Below are 17,039 nucleotides of genomic sequence, written 5' to 3' on the forward strand. Positions count from 1 at the left end.
ACGCCCACAGCGTCCTTCAAGCCCGCCTCGCTGGATATCTTGCCGCATGCAGACCAAGCGCACGCGCGGTTGCCACATCGGCCAAAAGATTCCGCTGGGCGGCCGCGAACAGATCATCCAGATCTTCGATCAAAAAATAGACCGGCTGCAAAATGTCGATCCGGTATGGCATACGCAGAATGTCGATCACATCGAAAGGCCGCAGTTCCGGCTTGTCCGATATCGCCCACTGCAACTCAGCTATCGATGACGCCAAGCCAGAGCCAAGCCCTTTGATCTCTCCATTTTCCCGTGTCAGACCAAACTCGATCGAGAACCAGTAAAGCCGAATCAACCACACATAATCGGTCTTTTCAGCCTGCATTCCCGCCTGCCCGATGGCATGGCTGAAAGCGGCAAAGCGCGCATCGGTCAAGAGGGGAGCATGGCCAAAAATTTCGTGGAAAATGTCCGGCTCTTCGATGTAATCGAAATGCTCGCGCCGACGAATGAACGAAGCCGCCGGGAAACATCGATCCGCCAAAAGCGAGAAAAACCGTCCAAAAGGGATCAACGCAGGCACAGGCTCGACCCGCCAACCCGTCGTGGCACCAAGGGTTTGAGACACCTCCTTACACTGCGCTACGCGGTCGCTTGGCAAATCCAGCAGTGCCAAACCTTCGAGATACGGTGTCGCCATCCGCTCCTCCACTGAGGGCATCTGCCGCATCATCAGATCGTGCCAAACACTGTCTTCGGCGCTGTCATAGAGGATGCGTCCGGCCGCGTCTGGTTGTTTTGCAACGTAATCGGTGGATTTCGGCATTGGATTGCCCCCTTTGATCTAAGCTCTAACAGCTTTGCCCGGCTTCGTAGAAATTTCTTGCCTGATTTCGGTATCAGCGGCAGTTTCATGAAATCAAATTCTCCAAGTATGCCAAAATAGGAAATGTTATGCCTGAATTTGAAATAACTGAGGCAGATCGCCGACTGCTGCGGCTCTTGCAAAGGGATGGTCGCGCCTCGACTCAGGAACTAGCCGAGGCGGCAGGCCTGTCGTCGTCCCCCGCGTGGCGGCGGCTGAAACGATTGGAAGATCTGGAGGTGATCAGGGGTTATGTGGCGCTGCTTGATCAACGCAAACTTGGCCTGGGTGCTGTGGCCTACATCCAAGTCTCTCTGACCGAACATACAGAGGCCACCGTGGCGCAGTTCGACGGCTTCGTGAAGGGACAGACCCGCATCACGGACTGCGCCCGTGTGACAGGCGGTTTCGACTATATCCTGAAAGTCGTGACGCGCGATGCAGAGGATCTGGAAGGCTTCTTGATGCACCACCTGCTTTCGCGTGGCATCGTGCACACGGCGTCGACCAGTTTCGTGCTGCGACAAATCAAATCTACTACCGAACTGCCGCTGGACTAGCAACTGTCTGTATCAGCGTGCCGGCGCATTTAAGATCGCACGCGCAACCTCCATGTGTCGCCGGTCGAGTTGATCGCAAGTGTACATCCTAGGTGTTTGATCCCCCGGTTTGATGGTGCGATCCTTTTCTCAGGAATGGAAGGAAGCTATATGGGACAGGTCCGTCACGGGAGCGCCACGACCACGCACGCCGTCAGAGCAGCAATACAGCGATCGCAAGCTTCGCTCACGCAGCTGAGCCGGGAACTGGGCATCAACCCCAAGACGGTGGCGAAGTGGCGGAAACGCGCGGCGGTCGAGGATATGAAGACTGGGCCGTCGGAACCGCGATCTACGGTGTTGACCGAGGCCGAAGAAGCGATGGTGGTCGTATTCCGGCGCCACACGTTGCTGTCACTGAATGACTGCCTCTATGCACTGCAACCGTCGATCGCGCACCTGACGCGGTCAGCGCTGCATCGGTGCCTGCAACGACACGGCATCTCGCATTTGCCGGATGTCGAAGGGGACAAGCCCAAGCGCCAGAAGTTCAAGCGCTATCCTATCCATTGGCCAGCAGGCGATGCGTGCATCGCCGAGAGGCGGCTTCTTTCATATCGACATCGCCGAAGTGCAGATGGCTGAAGGCAAACTCTACGTTTTCGTTGGCATCGACCGAACTGCCAAGTTCGCCGTCTCTCAACTCGTTGAAACGGCTGACAGACGCACCGCGTGGGAGTTTTTGCAGCACATGCTCGAAACCGTCCCCCTACCAAGTCCGCACCATTCTCACCGACAACGGCATTCAGTTCGCCAAGCAGCCCCGGAACAGGAACACCGTCTATTCCCAGCCTAGACCTGTTTCGATATCCGGTCCATGTGGATCTTCAGCCGGGCATGGAAAAGCCGATCACCGATAACATGTAGATGGTTGGTCCCGGGTATGATCTCCGCCGCACTTGCGCGCGGCGACAGGCGACGCCAATCCACCAGATTGAGGCCCCGGCTCAGGCTGTCGCCCGCGCTGAACGAGGCAACCGGCACATCAAGCGGCGCAAGGCTGTGGCGGCGGAACACCAACGCATTGTCGATCAGTACCCAGAACGTGTGCTCGCGACTTGATACTTCGGGCCCGTCCGTTGGCAGCGGATCAGCCTCATTGCCGATAAAGCGCAGGAACTGCGCGTAGCATTCGCCGTCCATCGCGCCAATCAGCCGATCCCATTCGCTGCGCATCTGGCTGTGCGACAGCCAATCATCCAGCTCTACCTGCAGACGTGCGCGCTCGCCGGGGGCAAAGCGCGGCACAGCGCCGGGGGCGAAGTCGCTGCCCAGATCGCAGACATCAACCTGCGCGATCAACCGGATATCGACATCGTTTGCCAACTGCCGTGCGGCTTCCCAAGCCAGCAGCCCGCCCCAAGACCAACCCAGCAAAGCGCAAGGGGTCCCGCGTGATTCCGCGCGGATATGGTCGACATATTCCGCCACCACATCCTGCACCGAGACATTCATCGCTTTGGCTTCATTTAATGAATGGCACAGAAACCCTGTCACCGGCTGATCTGACCCCAGATAATCCGTCAGGCGCAGATATTCGCGGGTCGAGACCAAGAGGCCGGGAAAGCAATACAGCCGGGGATTGGAGCCGCTGGCGCGCAGGGTGATCGCACTGCGTCCGGTGGCATTGCCCGCGCTTATCCGCGCCGCCAGTTCGCGCACTGTGGGAGCGTCAAACAAATCCGCCACAGTCAGCGCCACTTGTGGCCACAGCTTGCGCAGCCGCACCAGAACCTTCAGCGCCGTCAATGATTGCCCGCCCATCGCGAAGAAATCATCGGTGACGCCAATCTGATCATGGCCGATCTCGGCACGCCAGACCGCCAGAATATCTGTCTCGGCCTTGCCCAGCGCGGGTTCACCTTTCGCAGGGCGCTGCACGCGGCCCGGTAAAGGCAGGGCGGCGCGGTCCAGCTTGGCGTTGGGGTTGATCGGCATGCGGTCGAGCACCACCACCGCCGCAGGCAGCATATGCTTGGGCAGCTTCGCGGCCAATGAAGCCAGCAGATCCTCGCCTGCCACGCTGGACGGTGCCACGACATAGCCCACCAACCGCTTGTCGCCATCTTCGTCGCGCAGCAGCACCAAAGCCTCACTGACGTCGGGTTCGGCCAGCAAAGCGGCCTCAATCTCACCGGGCTCAATGCGGTAGCCATTCAGCTTGACCTGAAGATCGACCCGACCGAGGAATTCGATGGTGCCATCCTCGCGCCAGCGCCCCAGATCGCCCGTGCGATACAGCCGCGCCCCCGCAGGCCCACCCAGACGCGGGCCGAACGGGTCGGGGATAAAGCGATCCGCGGTGGTGCCGGGGCGGCCGACATAGCCGCGCGCCACACCGGAACCGCCAAGGTGGATTTCCCCCACCACGCCCACCGGGCATGGCATCAGATCGCAGTCGAGCACATAGGCGCGGCGATCACCAACAGCGCGGCCCAGCGGGGCATAGGTCCCGTCAAACTTGGTGCCCGCATTCACCTTCCAGACCATCGGCGTCATGATGGTTTCGGTCGGGCCGTAGCCGTTGATCAGGATTTTCGCCTTCAGGGCGCGTGACAAAAGGTCAAAAGTGGTCTGCGCCAAACCCTCGCCGCCGAAGGAATACAGGCGCATCGGCGGCGCTTCCCCGGTGGTCTCCGCCCATTCCGCAAGCTGTTGCAGATAGGTCGTCGGGATCGAAGCATTGTTGCAGCCGTGCTGGCGCATCGCGGCCAAGGTCTGCTCGGGCGTCCAGAGCGGACCATCTGGGATCACCACCCCGCCGCCCATCATCATCGGCACCATCCAACGCTCGTGCCCGCCATCCGAGGAAAATGGCAGGAAGGGAAGTTCACGGCTTTCCGCACTCATCTCATAGACCCGCGCGGTGGTCTGGTTGTGCGAGGAGAGCGGGCCATGCTCCACCGCGACACCTTTGGGTTTGCCGGTCGAGCCTGAGGTATACATGATATACGCGATCTGATCGGGATGGATCGTCACCGCCGGATCGGTTTCGGGGAAATCGCCGGGTGACAGATCGTCAATGCACAGCACATGCGCCACAAGCCCGGCCGGCAGACGATCCACGAAGCGCCGCCGCGTCACCACCACCCGTACCCCGGCATCGGTCAGGATATGGTGGTTCCGGCTGGCCGGGTGATCCGGCTCGACAGGAATATAGGCCCCGCCTGCCTTCATCGCGCCAAGAATAGCGACCACGGCATCTGCCCCGCGTTCGATCAGAATGGCGACCGGCACCTCGGCTCCAACACCCAAAGCGATCAGGCTATGCGCCAGCTGGTTGGCGGCACGGTTCAACTCGGCATGGGTCAGGCGATCCTCACCGCAGATCAGTGCCAGCGTTTCGGGATGTAACTGTGCTTGGGCTGCGATGATCTCATGCGTGGCGCGGCGGTCTATCGCGGTATCATCAGGATAAGGCGCGGACAGATCGGCCAACTCGCTATCACTGAGCAGTGGCAAGGTGGCGAGGGGCTGATCTGGTTTCGCCAAAGCCACCGCGAGCAGGCGGTCAAGATGGCAGAGAAAGCGGGCGATCAGAGTGGGTTCATGCAGCCCCTCGGCGTGATCCGCCGTGAGGCTCACAATACCATCCGGGGCAACTTCGGCCAGCAGCACGCATTCACCCTGCGCTGCGGGCCGGGGGGCCAGCAGGCAAGCAACGCCTGCGGGCAAGTCTGGCGCAGGACGCACATGAAGCGTCAACGCCCCCAGCGGATGCCGATCCGCCCCAGCCTGCCGCAGCAAATCCTGCACCAACAGCTCGGACGGCAACCGATCCGCGCGGGCATCACGCATCGCTTGGGCGATCCGCCTTTGGAAGGCGGAAAAGCCTTCTGCCGGGTGATAATCGACACAAAGCGGCAACAGATCATCGCCGCGCCGCGCCGGATCAAGCGATAGCTGGCCAAAGCCAAAGCGCAACTGATCCAAGCCAGTATAGCGCGCCAGCAGCGCAGCTAAACCGGCGGTCAGCGTGGCCTCTGCATCCACGAGCGGCATCGAAAGCCGATGCGTGGTGGTCGACCGAACTGCGCCTTCGCTGCCGCCGTGGCGTTGTGGCAGGCGGGCGATGGTATGACCCGCCTCCAGCCGTGCGCGCCAGCGGTGCAGCACCTCGCGCGACACCCGCGCTTCCGGCGCTGCCAGCGGCAGAGACTGCACCTGTCTGCCCGCAAGCACGCTCAGCAGCGCCGCCTGCATCGCGTCGAGCACGCTGGCATCGCCCAGCAGCGGATGCAGCGCGATGCTCATCACATGCGTGCCGCCATAGCCCGGAAACAAATCAACCGCTGCAAGCGGGCCCTGCACCAGATCAAATCGCAAAGCCGCCAGATGCTCCGCCGCCACGGCCGCCGGGTCTACCGCCGGGCCGTGGCGATGCAAGACGCACCGTGCAGCCTCTTCCTGCACACGCCGCATCTCTCCACCCGGCAGTCTGATCAGTCGCGTGGCGAAGGCCGGATGCGTCAGGATCATCGCTTCTGCCGCCGCCGTCAGTGCCGCCCCGCTATGGGCGGGTGTAAAGCGCAGCATGAGGACGGATCGCGCGAAGGGGCCAAGCTCGCCTACCTGATCATGCGCCCAGATTTGACGCTCTACGTCGGTTAGAGGAAAGCCATCAGCCGGTTTCAGATGCAGGATTTCGTTCATTGTGTTGACTCCAACTGCATATCCATCGCCTGTTGCAAAGCAACCGGGCGCGGATCCTGCCAGAGCGCCTCGATCTCGGTCAGACAAGCGTCGCGGCTGGTGGGGCTACCGATGCGGGTCCAACCGACGGGCAGGTCGTAAAGCGCGGGCCAGACGGAATAGCGGCCCTCGGCATTGCACAAGATGCACCAATCGGCATCGGCGGTGAAAGAACGGGTCATCAGCTTTCCCTTGCACATGGCTGTTTGACCTTCAGACGCGCGGAGGCGCAAAAAATTCACCCCTCACACGCAATCCGACAAAATTTACCGGCGGGGGTGAAGTTCTCTGATCCCCACCCGTCTTCGGACTGTGACCTAACAGGGATATCCGATGCGCCCGCTTGATCTTGGCTCGCCCGATCTGACCCGCACCTTGCTGCGCGGTGGCCTTCCGGCGATGGGTGGATTGGCGTTGAATGCCGCGCATCAAAGCGTTGATGGTGCATTTCTCGGCCATCTGGGGACCGAGGCTTTGGCTGCGGTCAGCCTTGCATTGCCGCTGGCCGGGGTGACCGCAGCCTTGGGCGTCGGTCTTGGTGTCGGCACCGCCACTGCGATTGCGCGCAGGCTTGGGGCAGGTCAACTTGCCGAGGCAGGCCGCATCGCATCGGCGGCGATGGCTTTGTGTCTATGCCTATCTGTAGTGGCTATGCTTGCGCTGATGCTTGGACGCGGGGTGCTGTTGGATCTGCTTGGTGCTTCCGACGCAATCCGCGCACCAGCCGAGGCTTACCTGCTGTTGATGGCAATTTCTGCCGGGTTGGGGATCATCCAGATCCTGTGCGATTTTATCGCGATAGGTGAGGGCAATGCCCGCTTCAGCCTGATCAGCCTTGCGCTGTGTTTTGGGCTGAACATCATGCTGGACCCGTTGTTCATCTTTGGCTTTGGTTGGGGTATCGGTGGGGCGGCGGCAGCGACGATTTTGTCGCAAGTCATCACACTTGGGCTCTACACTTGGTACTTCGCCACCCGGCGCGGGCAGGTTCTGCTGCGGCCGCATTTTGACTGGCGTGGGCTTGGCCCGGTGCTGCGCGTCGGGGCTCCTGAAACCGCGACCGTGCTGGCCGCCACCGGATCGGCGCTGTTGCTGTATCGCTTGGCCGCAGGCATTAGTGGGGTCGAGGGGCTGGCCGCACTTGGCATCGTCTTGCGGCTGGTGACATTGGCCAGCCTGCCGATTGATGGGTTCTGCCTTGGCGCGCAAGCCGTGCTGGCCCATGCCGCAGGCGCGGGGGATACCGCGCGGCTGGTGCAGGCTGCGCGCAAGCTTGCGGTGTTAAGCTGTGGGGCTGCGGCGCTGGCGGCAGGGTTTGTCTTCGCGATCCCCGATCTTGCGCTGATGCTTTTTGCCGCCAGCCCGACCACGGCGGCGCTGGCCAAACCTGCACTGCTGATGATCGCCACGGTACTCCCGCTGATCGCGCTGCGCAGTGTCGCGCAAGTCACTTTGCAAGCCACCGAGCGCGCCGGAACCGCCGCCCTCCTGGGCCTCGCGCCCTCTTGCTGGTTGTTGCTGCCGCTGTTGGCGCTGTTCACCCCTGCTTATGGTTTCCAAGGGCTTGCCCTGTCGCTTTGTCTTGCCGCCGCCCTTGCCGGGATGGCGGCTGGTTTCATCCTGTGGCGCTTGCCGCACAGCCATCCAACCGGAGTTCCCGCATGACCCATCTGCCCGCCGCCCCCGATTTCCGCGCCGCCCCCGACTTCACCGAAATGCTGCTTGCCCCCGGCACAACACAGCCGCATCACGCGACTTCGGTGCCGATCTTTCAGACCTCATCCTTCCTGTTCGAGCGGTACGAAGATATGGCTGAGGTGTTCGCGGGAACTTCCGATCGCTTCATCTATACCCGCGGCAACAACCCCACGGTGGCGCAGTTGGAAAGCCTGATCGCCCGGCTGGAAGGCACCGAGGCCGCGCGCGGTTTTGCCTCGGGTATGGCGGCGGTTGCGGCGGCCATTATGCCTTTTGTGCAGGCAGGCGACCGGGTCGTCGCGGTTGAGAACCTCTATTCTGATGCGTTCCGGCTGTTCGAGGTGGTGCTGAAGAAATTCGGTGTGACCACGACCTATGTGAACGGTAGCGACACCGATGCGGTGATCGCAGCGCTTCCCGGCGCTAAGTTGGTCTATTTGGAAAGCCCGACCAGCTGGACCTTCACCTTGCAAGACCTGCCCGCGATTGCGCAGGCCGCCCGAAATCTGGGGGTGATCTCGGTGATCGACAATTCATGGGCGACGCCGCTTTACCAACGTCCAGCCGAGGCTGGAATTGATCTGATCATCCACGCAGCGTCAAAATACCTCTGCGGCCACAGTGACACCATCGCCGGACTGGTGACGGGGTCAAAGGCGCTGATGACCCGCATCAACCACGAGGCTTACCATTATCTGGGCGGCAAAATGTCGCCGTTTGACGCGTGGCTTGTGCTGCGCGGGATGCAGACGCTGAACCTGCGGATGGCGCGGCACATGGAGAACGGCTTGGCGCTGGGGCGGGCTTTGACAGACCATCCGCTGGTGGCGGCCGTCAGGCATCCCGGCTTTCACCCGCATGCCGGTCGCGCGGGGCTGTCGGGTTATGGCGGTCTGTTTGCCTTTGATCTTGACGACAGCATCGACATTCCTCGCTTTGCCAATGCGCTGCGCGTGGCCAAGATCGGCGTCAGCTGGGGTGGGCCGGAAAGCTTGATCATCCCGGCACAGGCGGCGCTTGGCCTGTCGGGCAGTGCTAATTCCTTCCAACGCTTTGGTGTCAGTGCAAGGTCGGTGCGTTTCGCGGCAGGGCTTGAGGAACCAAGCGCCTTGGTGGCAGATGTGCTGAACGCCATTGAAGAAGCGAAAAGATGACAGCAAAACTGATGGCCGAAGGCCAAGCCAACAGCGGCGGCACCCGCTGGTTCGATCTGCAAGACAGCATCAGTGGCACCCTGCGGCGGGTGTTTCTGTGGCTGCCACCGGGGGAAGCCCCTGCGGCCGGTTGGCCCTCGCTAACGATGACCGATGGCAATGCGGTGATCGGCACCGCCGTTGATATCATGCGTGCGCAGGCGAGCTATCCCACGGGCAGCAATCTAGGTTGGGGCGTGCTGATCGCGGTCGGTTATCCGACCGAGGATGCCTATGATCCACTTCAGCGCAGTTGGGATCTGGGCCCGCCACCCGGTGCGACCTACCCGCCATTCTGGCCCAGCACACCCGACGTCAGAACCGGGGGCGGTGGCGAATTGGCGCGTTTCATTCTGGAAGATATGCGCGAATTTCTGGCGGGACAGGTCAAGCTTGACCCCAACCATGCCGGGCTGTTCGGGCATTCCTTCGGCGGTTTGTTCGCGCTTTGGCTGCTGTTCACCCAACCGGGTGCGTTCAGCCATTGGATCGCCGCCAGTCCCTCGATCACATGGGAAGACAGCGCGCTGCTGGCTCATCTGAAAGATTTCGATCCGGCGGGACGCCAACTCAGCGTGCATCTGTCGGCTGGTGAGTGGGAGGGCGACCTGCTCGCTCCGTTCCAGCGCGAGGCCGAGGATGCGCCTCAGCGGTTGGCTGAAAAGGCCAAGACCCGCACGATTGCTGCGGCCCAAGATATGGCCGCGCATCTGGCAAGCCTGCCGGGCGTGACGGCCCGCTATGAAACCTATGTCAATGAAACCCATATGTCGGTGCTGCCAGTTGCGGTGAACCGGGCGCTGCATTGTGTTTTGGCGCTACGCTGATCTGAACATTTCCAAACCCAAGCATCTTCTCAGCATTTAATTTCTGGGCTGGGGTTAATTTTGACCCCAGCCCCACGTCTACCTGACAGACCCATTCAGGATGGACCGCATGAGCTTCGATCACCCCCTTCCCCACCCCGCTTCGTATCTCGCCGTACGCGATGGCGACCGCCTGCATCTGTCTGGATCGGCAGAGCAGACTCTCTCTGTGGTTGAGGAAAGCACGGGGCGCTTGCGGCTGTCTGCCCCGCAAGATGGCACAATCGCCGCCGCCTTCGCAGCATTTGAGGCTTTGAGCACGCAAGGCGATGAAGCCTTGATCCTGTTGGATGGCCCCGGCTGGCAACCGCTGATCCCCGCCCTGGTGGCCTGCGGGGCAGCTGTGGCATTCGAGGGCGGTCATGCCATCTTTCCCGCGCTGTTCTGGCAGGTGCCGGATCGCTGGTTGATAGGACCGACTCCAAGCTTCCCAACCTTGCACATCAAAGGCCCGCATGGCCGCCACCCCCTGCGCCCCGCCAAACCCGAGGGGCTGCTGTATCGCCGCTACATCCCGTGGTTGGGCCAATGGTTCAGCCTGCGCGCTCTGACGATGCAGGATCTGCCCACCTTCCACCGCTGGCAAAACGACCCGCGTGTTGCTGAATTTTTTGAGGAAACTGGCAGCCTCGATCAGCACCACGCCTATATCAAACGAATGGCCGCCGACCCGCATATGATGCAGGTGATCGGCGCGCTGGATGGCTGTGACTTTGCTTATTTTGAGCTGTATTGGGCGCGAGAAAACCGCCTTGGTGCGGTGCATGATTGCGGCGCATGGGATCGCGGCTGGCATGTCTTGATCGGTGAAGACGACGTGCGGGGTGCCGATTATGTCACTGCATGGTTGCCCTCCTTGATGCACTACATGTTCCTCAGTGAGCCGCGCACAACCGCCATTCTGGGCGAGCCACGCGCCAGCCACGCCCAACAGTTGCGCAACCTTGGCCGTGGCGGCTTTGCCCGGCTGCGCGACTTTGACTTTGCCCACAAGCGCGCAGCGCTTGTGCAGCTTGACCGCCAGCACTTTTTCGAAAGCCGCCTCTGGGCACGCCCCTCCGAAACCGATGGCCAGCCTTTGCGTCTGTCCCCCGCAACCCTGCTGTGAGGCACCCCATGTCAGACCGCATTCACGACCTGATCGGCATCGGCTTCGGCCCGTCCAACCTGGCTTTGGCGATTGCGCTGCACGAGCGCAAAAGCCCGATTGATGCACTTTTCCTAGAGACACAGCCTAGCTTTTCTTGGCATCCCGGCATGATGATGCCCGGCGCCGATATGCAAATTTCCTTCCTTAAAGATCTGGTATCGCTTCACAATCCAACCTCTGGTTTTTCCTTCCTCAGCTATCTGCACGCCAAAGGCCGGCTAGAGCGCTTCATCAACCGCAAAAGCTTTTTCCCCAGCCGGGTCGAGTTCAACGACTATCTGTCATGGGCTGCAGCCAAGCTGGGCAGTGCCTGCGCCTATGACCAGCGTGTCACCAAAGTCGAGCCCGTCGAGCAGCATGGCGAGGTGACGCATCTGCGCATCCATACCGAGGACAGCGCGGGCCGTATCACCCTCCGCCAAGCCCGCCAGATCGTGCTGGCACCGGGCGGCCAACAGCACTGGCCCGAGCTGTTCGCGCCGCTGCGGGACAGCCCTTGCATCAGCCACTCCAACGATTTCACCCAAAAGTTGTTGCCGCAGGTCAGGCCAAATCAGCGCATTGCCGTCATTGGCGGTGGCCAAAGCGCGTCAGAGATTTTCGCCACCCTCGCCAATCATCCGGCACAGTTGTCGGTGGATCTGATCCTGCGCGGCCATGCTCTGAAACCCGCTGATGACAGCCCGTTTGTGAATGAGGTATTCGACATCGCACATACCGATCTGTTGCACGCGATGCCCAGCCAGCAGCGTGACAGTTTCCTGCGCGATTTCGCCACCACGAATTATGCGGTGACCGATGGCGACCTGCTGCACCAGATCTACAGCTTGCTTTACGAGCAAGATGTTGTGGGGGAAAACCGGCATGCTTTGCTGCGCGATACTAGCCCAATCGCGGCGCGGCGCGACACTGCCACGGTCACCCTGACTCTGACAGGACCAGACGGCCGACAGGACCAGGTTTACGATCATGTGATACTTTGCACCGGCTATCGGCGCGACATCGCGGCGACCTGTTTGTCCACCCTGACGCCTTGGATGCAGTCCCCCGAACCGGATCGCCAATACCGCCTGCCGATGCGCAAGGGCTTTCATCCTGCGGTCTATGTGCAGGGCTACAGCGAGCCAACCCACGGCCTTTCCGACACTTTGCTGTCAGTTCTGGCGGCGCGCGCGCAAGAAATCGCCATCTCGGCAGAGCAGGCGCAGGCGGTCCGGCTGATCGCCGCTGAATGAGGCGGCAAACGGACCGTCATGTCTTGCGCTCACCTTTTGGTTGTGAAATGTGACGGCCATCCACCTACGTTGCACGTCGGCAGAAAGCAATCGAATTGACCCGCCCAACCGGGTACGGTCCTGCCTTGTGGAGAACTGCCGTGACCAACGGTTCGAACCGGCCTGTGCGCAAAGAGCCAGTGCCGCAACACCGCATTTGCCCGCTGCTGCAAGAGTTGATCAGCCAAAGGCAGATCCTGCTCTGCCAAGCCATCCGCATTCTTGGCGCGGCAGATCGGGCCGAGGATGTGTTGCAGGAAGCGGCGCTTCGCTGCCTCAGCCGCGAAACAGCCGCCGCCGAGATCGAGCGTCCCGCACAATTCGCACGGCGTATGGTGCGCAATCTGGCGATTGACCGCTTGCGGCGCGACCGCCACCTGATCACTGGCGATCTGCCCGATTTGCCGGTGACCAGCGACAACCCCGAGGCCAGCGTCTTCGGGCGACAGACGTTAAAAAACATCGACACTTTGTTGCAAAGCTGTCCCGACCGCGACCGAGAGATGTTCTATCAGCATCGGGTGATGGGTGAGGCGCAAAACCATCTGGCCGAACGCTTTGGATTGTCCGCCGCACGGGTCCACGCAATCATTGGGCGCGTGCATACGCAACTTGCACCGCTTTGCCTTGAGGCATTGGCACGTTAGGCAGGCACCCGGTCACAAACCTTGCGGCAATACCACAGGTTTGCCACTGCCCGGCAGCGAAAGACACTCAAAATCAATGCCAAAGGCAGCGCGCAATGGGGCTTCGGCCAATACCTCGGCTGGCGGGCCACTTGCTACCAGCTGCCCCGCCTTCAGCGCCAGCACATGATCACAAACCCGCGCTGCGATGGTCAGATCATGCAGGATCATCACCACGCTGCGCACACTGGCCAAACGGCGGAGCAGATGCACCAGCTCGGTTTGATGTGGCAGATCCAGAAAATTCAACGGCTCGTCCAACAGTACCGTGCCGGTGTCCTGCGCCAACACCAAAGCGATCCAGGCACGTTGCCGCTGTCCGCCTGACAGACTGTCGAGCGGGCGCGCGGCCAGATCGGTCATTCCTACATCCGTTAGCGCCCGAGCAACCGCCGCATGATCGCCGTGCGTCATGGGCTGAAACGGGCGCAGCCAAGGCGTGCGCCCCCGCGCCACAAGCTGCTGAACAGTTAGGCCCGCTGGAGCAAGCGCCGTTTGCGGCAGCAGGGCAATGCGACGGGCACGGGTCTTGGGGGCCAGTTGGGCTATATCGCTGCCCGCATGATAGACGCGGCCGCTCTGAGGCCGCAGAACACCGGCAAGACAGCGCAAAAGTGTGGTTTTACCGCTGCCATTTGCACCGATGATGCCGGTGATGCCGCCCTCTGGCAATCGGCAGTTGATGCCGTTCAGCACCGTCGTGTCGCCAAGGCGCAGGGTTAAGTCCTGAACATCAAAGGGCATAGCGCATCCTGTTTTTCATCACATGGTTTCGCGGCGCGCCTGCTGGCGCACGACAAAAATCAAAAGCGGCGCGCCAATCAGCGCGGTATAAAGCCCGGTCGGCAACAGCGCCGCCGGGGCGATCGAGCGGGCGAGTATATCGGCTAGTGTCACGAATGCAGCACCGACCAACCCTGCAACCAGCGGATCGGGCCGCCCGCCGCTGCACCAACGCGCCACCGGGCCTGCGGCAAGGGCGACAAACCCGAGCGGCCCACAAAGTGCTACCGCACCTGCCGCGACGAGTGCCGCGTTCAAGCCCAGCCCCGTCCGAAGAAGTCCGACCCGCAAGCCAAGTGCCCGCGCCAGATCATCGCCCAACTCCAGCCGATCCAGCACCCGCACCGCCAAGATCAACGGCAACATCAGCGGCAACAACCACAGCGCCCGACGCGCCTCGGGCCAACCCGCGCCGTTCAGCGTGCCACTCAGCCATGCCATCGCCATCGAGGCATTGCCGTCACCCGCGCGCAAGATCAGCGCCTCGGTTGCCGCACTGGCCAAAATCGCAAGACCCAATCCCTGCAACACCATGGCGCGCGGGGCCAACCCCTCTCGCGGATGCGAGGCCAGCCAGCCAAGCGCCAGAATAGCCAGCAGCCCGCCGGTCCAAGCCCCAAGCATCGGCGGCACCCCCGACAACAGCGCCGCCACAGCCCCAAGCGCCGCGCATTGCGTCAGTCCGATCACATCGGGCGAGGCCAGCGGATTGCGCAACAGCGATTGAAACACCGCCCCCGCCATGCCGAAGCCAAGGCCAGCCACCAGCCCGACGATCACCCGCGGCAGTCGCAGCGACCAGATCATCCGGCCTGCCCCGTCCGGCCCTGCAAGCATCCCTTGAATAAGCTCGACCGGGCAAAGCCAACTGCGCCCAGCCGCAAGCGCCAGCATCGTCAGCGCCAGCGTCACCAGCAGCAAGAGCCAGATCCTCATGCCTCCCCCCGCAAGATGCGACGCACCAGCCACATGAACACCGGCGCGCCGACCATCGCCAGCACGATGCCCAAAGGCAGCTCGGCGGGCCGCACCAAGCGACGCCCGACTGTATCGGCCAGCAAGGTGATGATCGCCCCCAACGGACAAGCCAGCAACACGGTCGCCGTCAATCCCGTCCCAGCGCCAACACGGCGCGCCAGGTGCGGTGCGATCAGGCCAATGAAGCCCACCGGCCCCGCAATCGCCACCGCAGCCCCCGCGCAGCAGGTGATTGCCGCCAGACCAAGGCTCATCACCCGCCCGGCATTCACGCCCAGCGCCGCCCCCAACTCGTCCCCCAGCATCAACGTCTCAACCTGCCGCGCCACCATGATCGCGATCCCGATACCGACAAGCGCCACCGGAGCCAGCCGGATCAAGCCCTCGCCATTCGCGATGGCCAAAGAGCCGACCATCCAGAACCGATAAATGTTGCGTGCCTCGGGGTTCAGCAGCACCACAAACGCCACCACGGCCATGCACAGGCTGGCAAAAGCCGCGCCAGCCAGCGGCAAACGTAGAGTGCTATCGCCCTGCCCTGCCAGCGCGCGCACCACCAGTGCCGCCACCCCTGCCCCCGTCAGCGCAAGCGCCGCCGTGCCGCCTGCCGTCAGTGGTCCGGTCAGCCAAAGCCCAGCTACCACCGCCAGCGCGGCCCCGGCGTTCACACCGGTCAACCCCGGATCAGCCAAAGGATTGCGCGCCAATGACTGCATCATCAACCCCGCGACCGCCAGCGCCGCCCCCACGACCACCGCCGCCAGCGCACGCGGCAACCGCATCTCGACCATGATGGCTTGCGCAGGATTGCTGACATCGTAGCCTCGCAGGATTTGCCACAGCAACCCCGGCCCATAATCCCGCGCGCCAAGGCAAAGCGCTGCCACAAAAGCCGACAGCACCAGCAGCCACAACAGACCAAGGCGCAGCGCGATCCGACGCGCGACACCCTCCATCATGTGGGCCGAGATAGAGGATTGGACGTGCACAGCGCAGGCTCCGAATGGAATCGGCTGGCGGCTGCTTGCCCGGCCCCTGAATGCCGGGCGCATGGGCGAAGGTCAACCCCGGTACTTGACGCCTGACTTTGATCGGGCTAGCCCGACAAAGCCAAGCCGTCTGCCAGGTGATCCGATCAGCCTTAAAGGATATCGCCATGACCGCTTGGACCCGCGCGCGCCTGCTTTGCCGAGCCCTATTCTGTGCTGCCCTTAGCTTTGGCACAGCCATGCCTTTGCCCGCTGCTGCCGAGGAGGTGCATCTGCAAAACAGCTTTGGCGAGACGGTGATCGACCCTGCCAAGGTCAAGCGCATCGTCTCGGTCGGCTATCACGAACAGGATTTCCTTTACGCGCTTGGTCTAGCACCCGTCGGTGTTCACGATTGGTTTGGCGAATACCCCTATGCCACATGGCCGTGGGCAGAAGCCGCACGCGCCGCCGTAGCCGCCACGCCCGACGTGCAAAAGGGTTTCGAGATTGATGTGGAATGGGTCTGGTCGATGCAACCCGACCTTATCGTCGCAACTTTCGCCCCGATGGATGCGCAGACCTATGCGTTGCTGTCTGAAATTGCCCCCGTCCTCGGCCCACCCAAAGGCTATCCCGCATGGGGGGCACCGTGGGAGGAAGAATTGCGTCTGATCGGCCAGGCCACCGGACGAGAGGCGAAGGCCGAAGCGGTGATCGCCCAGATCGGCGGCAAGGTTGCCCAAGCCGTCAAGGATCATTCAGAATTCAACGGTCTGACCGGGACGGCGGCCTATTTCAGCGAGGGCCAGATCATGGGTTATCGCAGCAATGATGGTGCCAATCGCCTGCTGTCGATGTTTGGCATTAAGACCCCTGTGGTGTTTGACACCATGGCCAGCCCCGGTGGCAACTTTCTGGTCAGCACGGAACGCTTCGATATGTTCGATCTGGATGTCGTGCTTTGGTTGGTCGAAGAACCGGTGCGCCCGGTGATCGAGGCTTTGCCCACATGGCGCAATCTGCGGCTTGCGCGCGAAGGTCGCGCGATCTGGTCTGACAAAGAGATGATGGGCGCGATGAGCTTTCAGTCGCCTTTGTCGATTGACTGGGCGTTGGGCCGCCTTATTCCCCTGTTGGCAGCGGCAAGCGATGGCGATCCGGCCACATCGCCCGACGCAGTGTTGCAAAGCATGCCCACAACGCCTTGACACCGCAGGTTGCGCCCCGCAAAAGCGGCGCACCTAGGCAGCATATCCATGCAACCGCGGCAGGAACCGATGTGCGCAAGCACCTCATCGAACAAAC

Annotated in this window: 14 protein-coding genes and 1 pseudogene; 9 read left to right on the forward strand and 6 right to left on the reverse strand. The window is 62.0% G+C overall.

Annotated features, from left to right (window positions below; all coding sequences use genetic code 11):
• Positions 1 to 16: 16 nt before the first annotated feature.
• Positions 17 to 805, reverse strand: a complete 789-nt coding sequence (locus U1A24_RS11780) for a phenylalanine 4-monooxygenase (protein ID WP_322322166.1) — start codon at positions 803 to 805, stop codon at positions 17 to 19.
• Between the two features lie 128 nt (positions 806 to 933).
• On the opposite strand from U1A24_RS11780, the gene U1A24_RS11785 reads away from it, so the two are divergent.
• Positions 934 to 1,404 carry an Lrp/AsnC family transcriptional regulator gene (locus U1A24_RS11785; RefSeq protein WP_322322167.1) on the forward strand — a complete coding sequence of 157 codons (471 nt, stop codon included), beginning with the start codon at positions 934 to 936 and terminating at the stop codon, positions 1,402 to 1,404.
• Positions 1,405 to 1,554: 150 nt separating this feature from the next.
• Positions 1,555 to 2,216: pseudogene (locus U1A24_RS11790) on the forward strand (IS481 family transposase); the annotation flags it as partial.
• Between the two features lie 19 nt (positions 2,217 to 2,235).
• Here U1A24_RS11790 and U1A24_RS11795 read toward each other — a convergent pair.
• Entirely contained in the window at positions 2,236 to 6,096 is a 3,861-nt protein-coding gene (locus U1A24_RS11795) for an amino acid adenylation domain-containing protein (protein WP_322322168.1), read from the reverse strand.
• Complete coding sequence (locus tag U1A24_RS11800) at positions 6,093 to 6,317, reverse strand: MbtH family protein (protein ID WP_322322169.1); 225 nt, start codon at positions 6,315 to 6,317, stop codon at positions 6,093 to 6,095. Before U1A24_RS11800 ends, U1A24_RS11795 begins: the two co-directional genes overlap by 4 nt.
• A 151-nt stretch (positions 6,318 to 6,468) precedes the next feature.
• On the opposite strand from U1A24_RS11800, the gene U1A24_RS11805 reads away from it, so the two are divergent.
• The 6 genes from U1A24_RS11805 (at position 6,469) to U1A24_RS11830 (ending at position 12,963) form a co-directional block, all read left to right on the forward strand.
• Positions 6,469 to 7,800 carry an MATE family efflux transporter gene (locus tag U1A24_RS11805; protein WP_322322170.1) on the forward strand — a complete coding sequence of 444 codons (1,332 nt, stop codon included), beginning with the start codon at positions 6,469 to 6,471 and terminating at the stop codon, positions 7,798 to 7,800.
• Positions 7,797 to 8,987 (forward strand): PLP-dependent transferase, encoded by a 1,191-nt coding sequence (locus U1A24_RS11810; RefSeq protein WP_322322171.1) that lies wholly within the window; start codon positions 7,797 to 7,799, stop codon positions 8,985 to 8,987. The genes U1A24_RS11805 and U1A24_RS11810 overlap by 4 nt, the downstream gene beginning before the upstream one ends.
• Positions 8,984 to 9,853 (forward strand): alpha/beta hydrolase, encoded by an 870-nt coding sequence (locus U1A24_RS11815; protein ID WP_322322172.1) that lies wholly within the window; start codon positions 8,984 to 8,986, stop codon positions 9,851 to 9,853. The genes U1A24_RS11810 and U1A24_RS11815 overlap by 4 nt, the downstream gene beginning before the upstream one ends.
• A gap of 109 nt (positions 9,854 to 9,962) precedes the next feature.
• On the forward strand, positions 9,963 to 11,000 hold the full coding sequence (locus U1A24_RS11820; protein ID WP_322322173.1) for a GNAT family N-acetyltransferase: 1,038 nt from the start codon (positions 9,963 to 9,965) through the stop codon (positions 10,998 to 11,000).
• A gap of 8 nt (positions 11,001 to 11,008) precedes the next feature.
• Positions 11,009 to 12,277 (forward strand): lysine N(6)-hydroxylase/L-ornithine N(5)-oxygenase family protein, encoded by a 1,269-nt coding sequence (locus tag U1A24_RS11825; RefSeq protein WP_322322174.1) that lies wholly within the window; start codon positions 11,009 to 11,011, stop codon positions 12,275 to 12,277.
• Positions 12,278 to 12,417: 140 nt separating this feature from the next.
• Positions 12,418 to 12,963 (forward strand): sigma-70 family RNA polymerase sigma factor, encoded by a 546-nt coding sequence (locus tag U1A24_RS11830; RefSeq protein WP_322322175.1) that lies wholly within the window; start codon positions 12,418 to 12,420, stop codon positions 12,961 to 12,963.
• 12 nt (positions 12,964 to 12,975) lie between these two features.
• Here the strand turns inward: U1A24_RS11830 and U1A24_RS11835 are convergent, their stop codons facing one another.
• From U1A24_RS11835 to U1A24_RS11845, 3 genes are read right to left on the reverse strand one after another with little or no spacing between them, the layout of a single operon-like run.
• Entirely contained in the window at positions 12,976 to 13,746 is a 771-nt protein-coding gene (locus U1A24_RS11835) for an ABC transporter ATP-binding protein (protein ID WP_322322176.1), read from the reverse strand.
• An 18-nt stretch (positions 13,747 to 13,764) separates the two neighbouring features.
• Positions 13,765 to 14,721 carry an iron ABC transporter permease gene (locus tag U1A24_RS11840; protein ID WP_322322177.1) on the reverse strand — a complete coding sequence of 319 codons (957 nt, stop codon included), beginning with the start codon at positions 14,719 to 14,721 and terminating at the stop codon, positions 13,765 to 13,767.
• Positions 14,718 to 15,752 carry an iron ABC transporter permease gene (locus tag U1A24_RS11845; RefSeq protein ID WP_322322178.1) on the reverse strand — a complete coding sequence of 345 codons (1,035 nt, stop codon included), beginning with the start codon at positions 15,750 to 15,752 and terminating at the stop codon, positions 14,718 to 14,720. The genes U1A24_RS11840 and U1A24_RS11845 overlap by 4 nt, the downstream gene beginning before the upstream one ends.
• A 167-nt stretch (positions 15,753 to 15,919) precedes the next feature.
• On the opposite strand from U1A24_RS11845, the gene U1A24_RS11850 reads away from it, so the two are divergent.
• A complete protein-coding gene (locus U1A24_RS11850; RefSeq protein ID WP_322322179.1) occupies positions 15,920 to 16,942 on the forward strand; it encodes an ABC transporter substrate-binding protein in 1,023 nt (340 codons plus the stop codon).
• Positions 16,943 to 17,039: the final 97 nt, after the last annotated feature.

The organism is Cypionkella sp. (assembly GCF_034376685.1).
Taxonomy (GTDB): Bacteria; Pseudomonadota; Alphaproteobacteria; order Rhodobacterales; family Rhodobacteraceae; genus Cypionkella.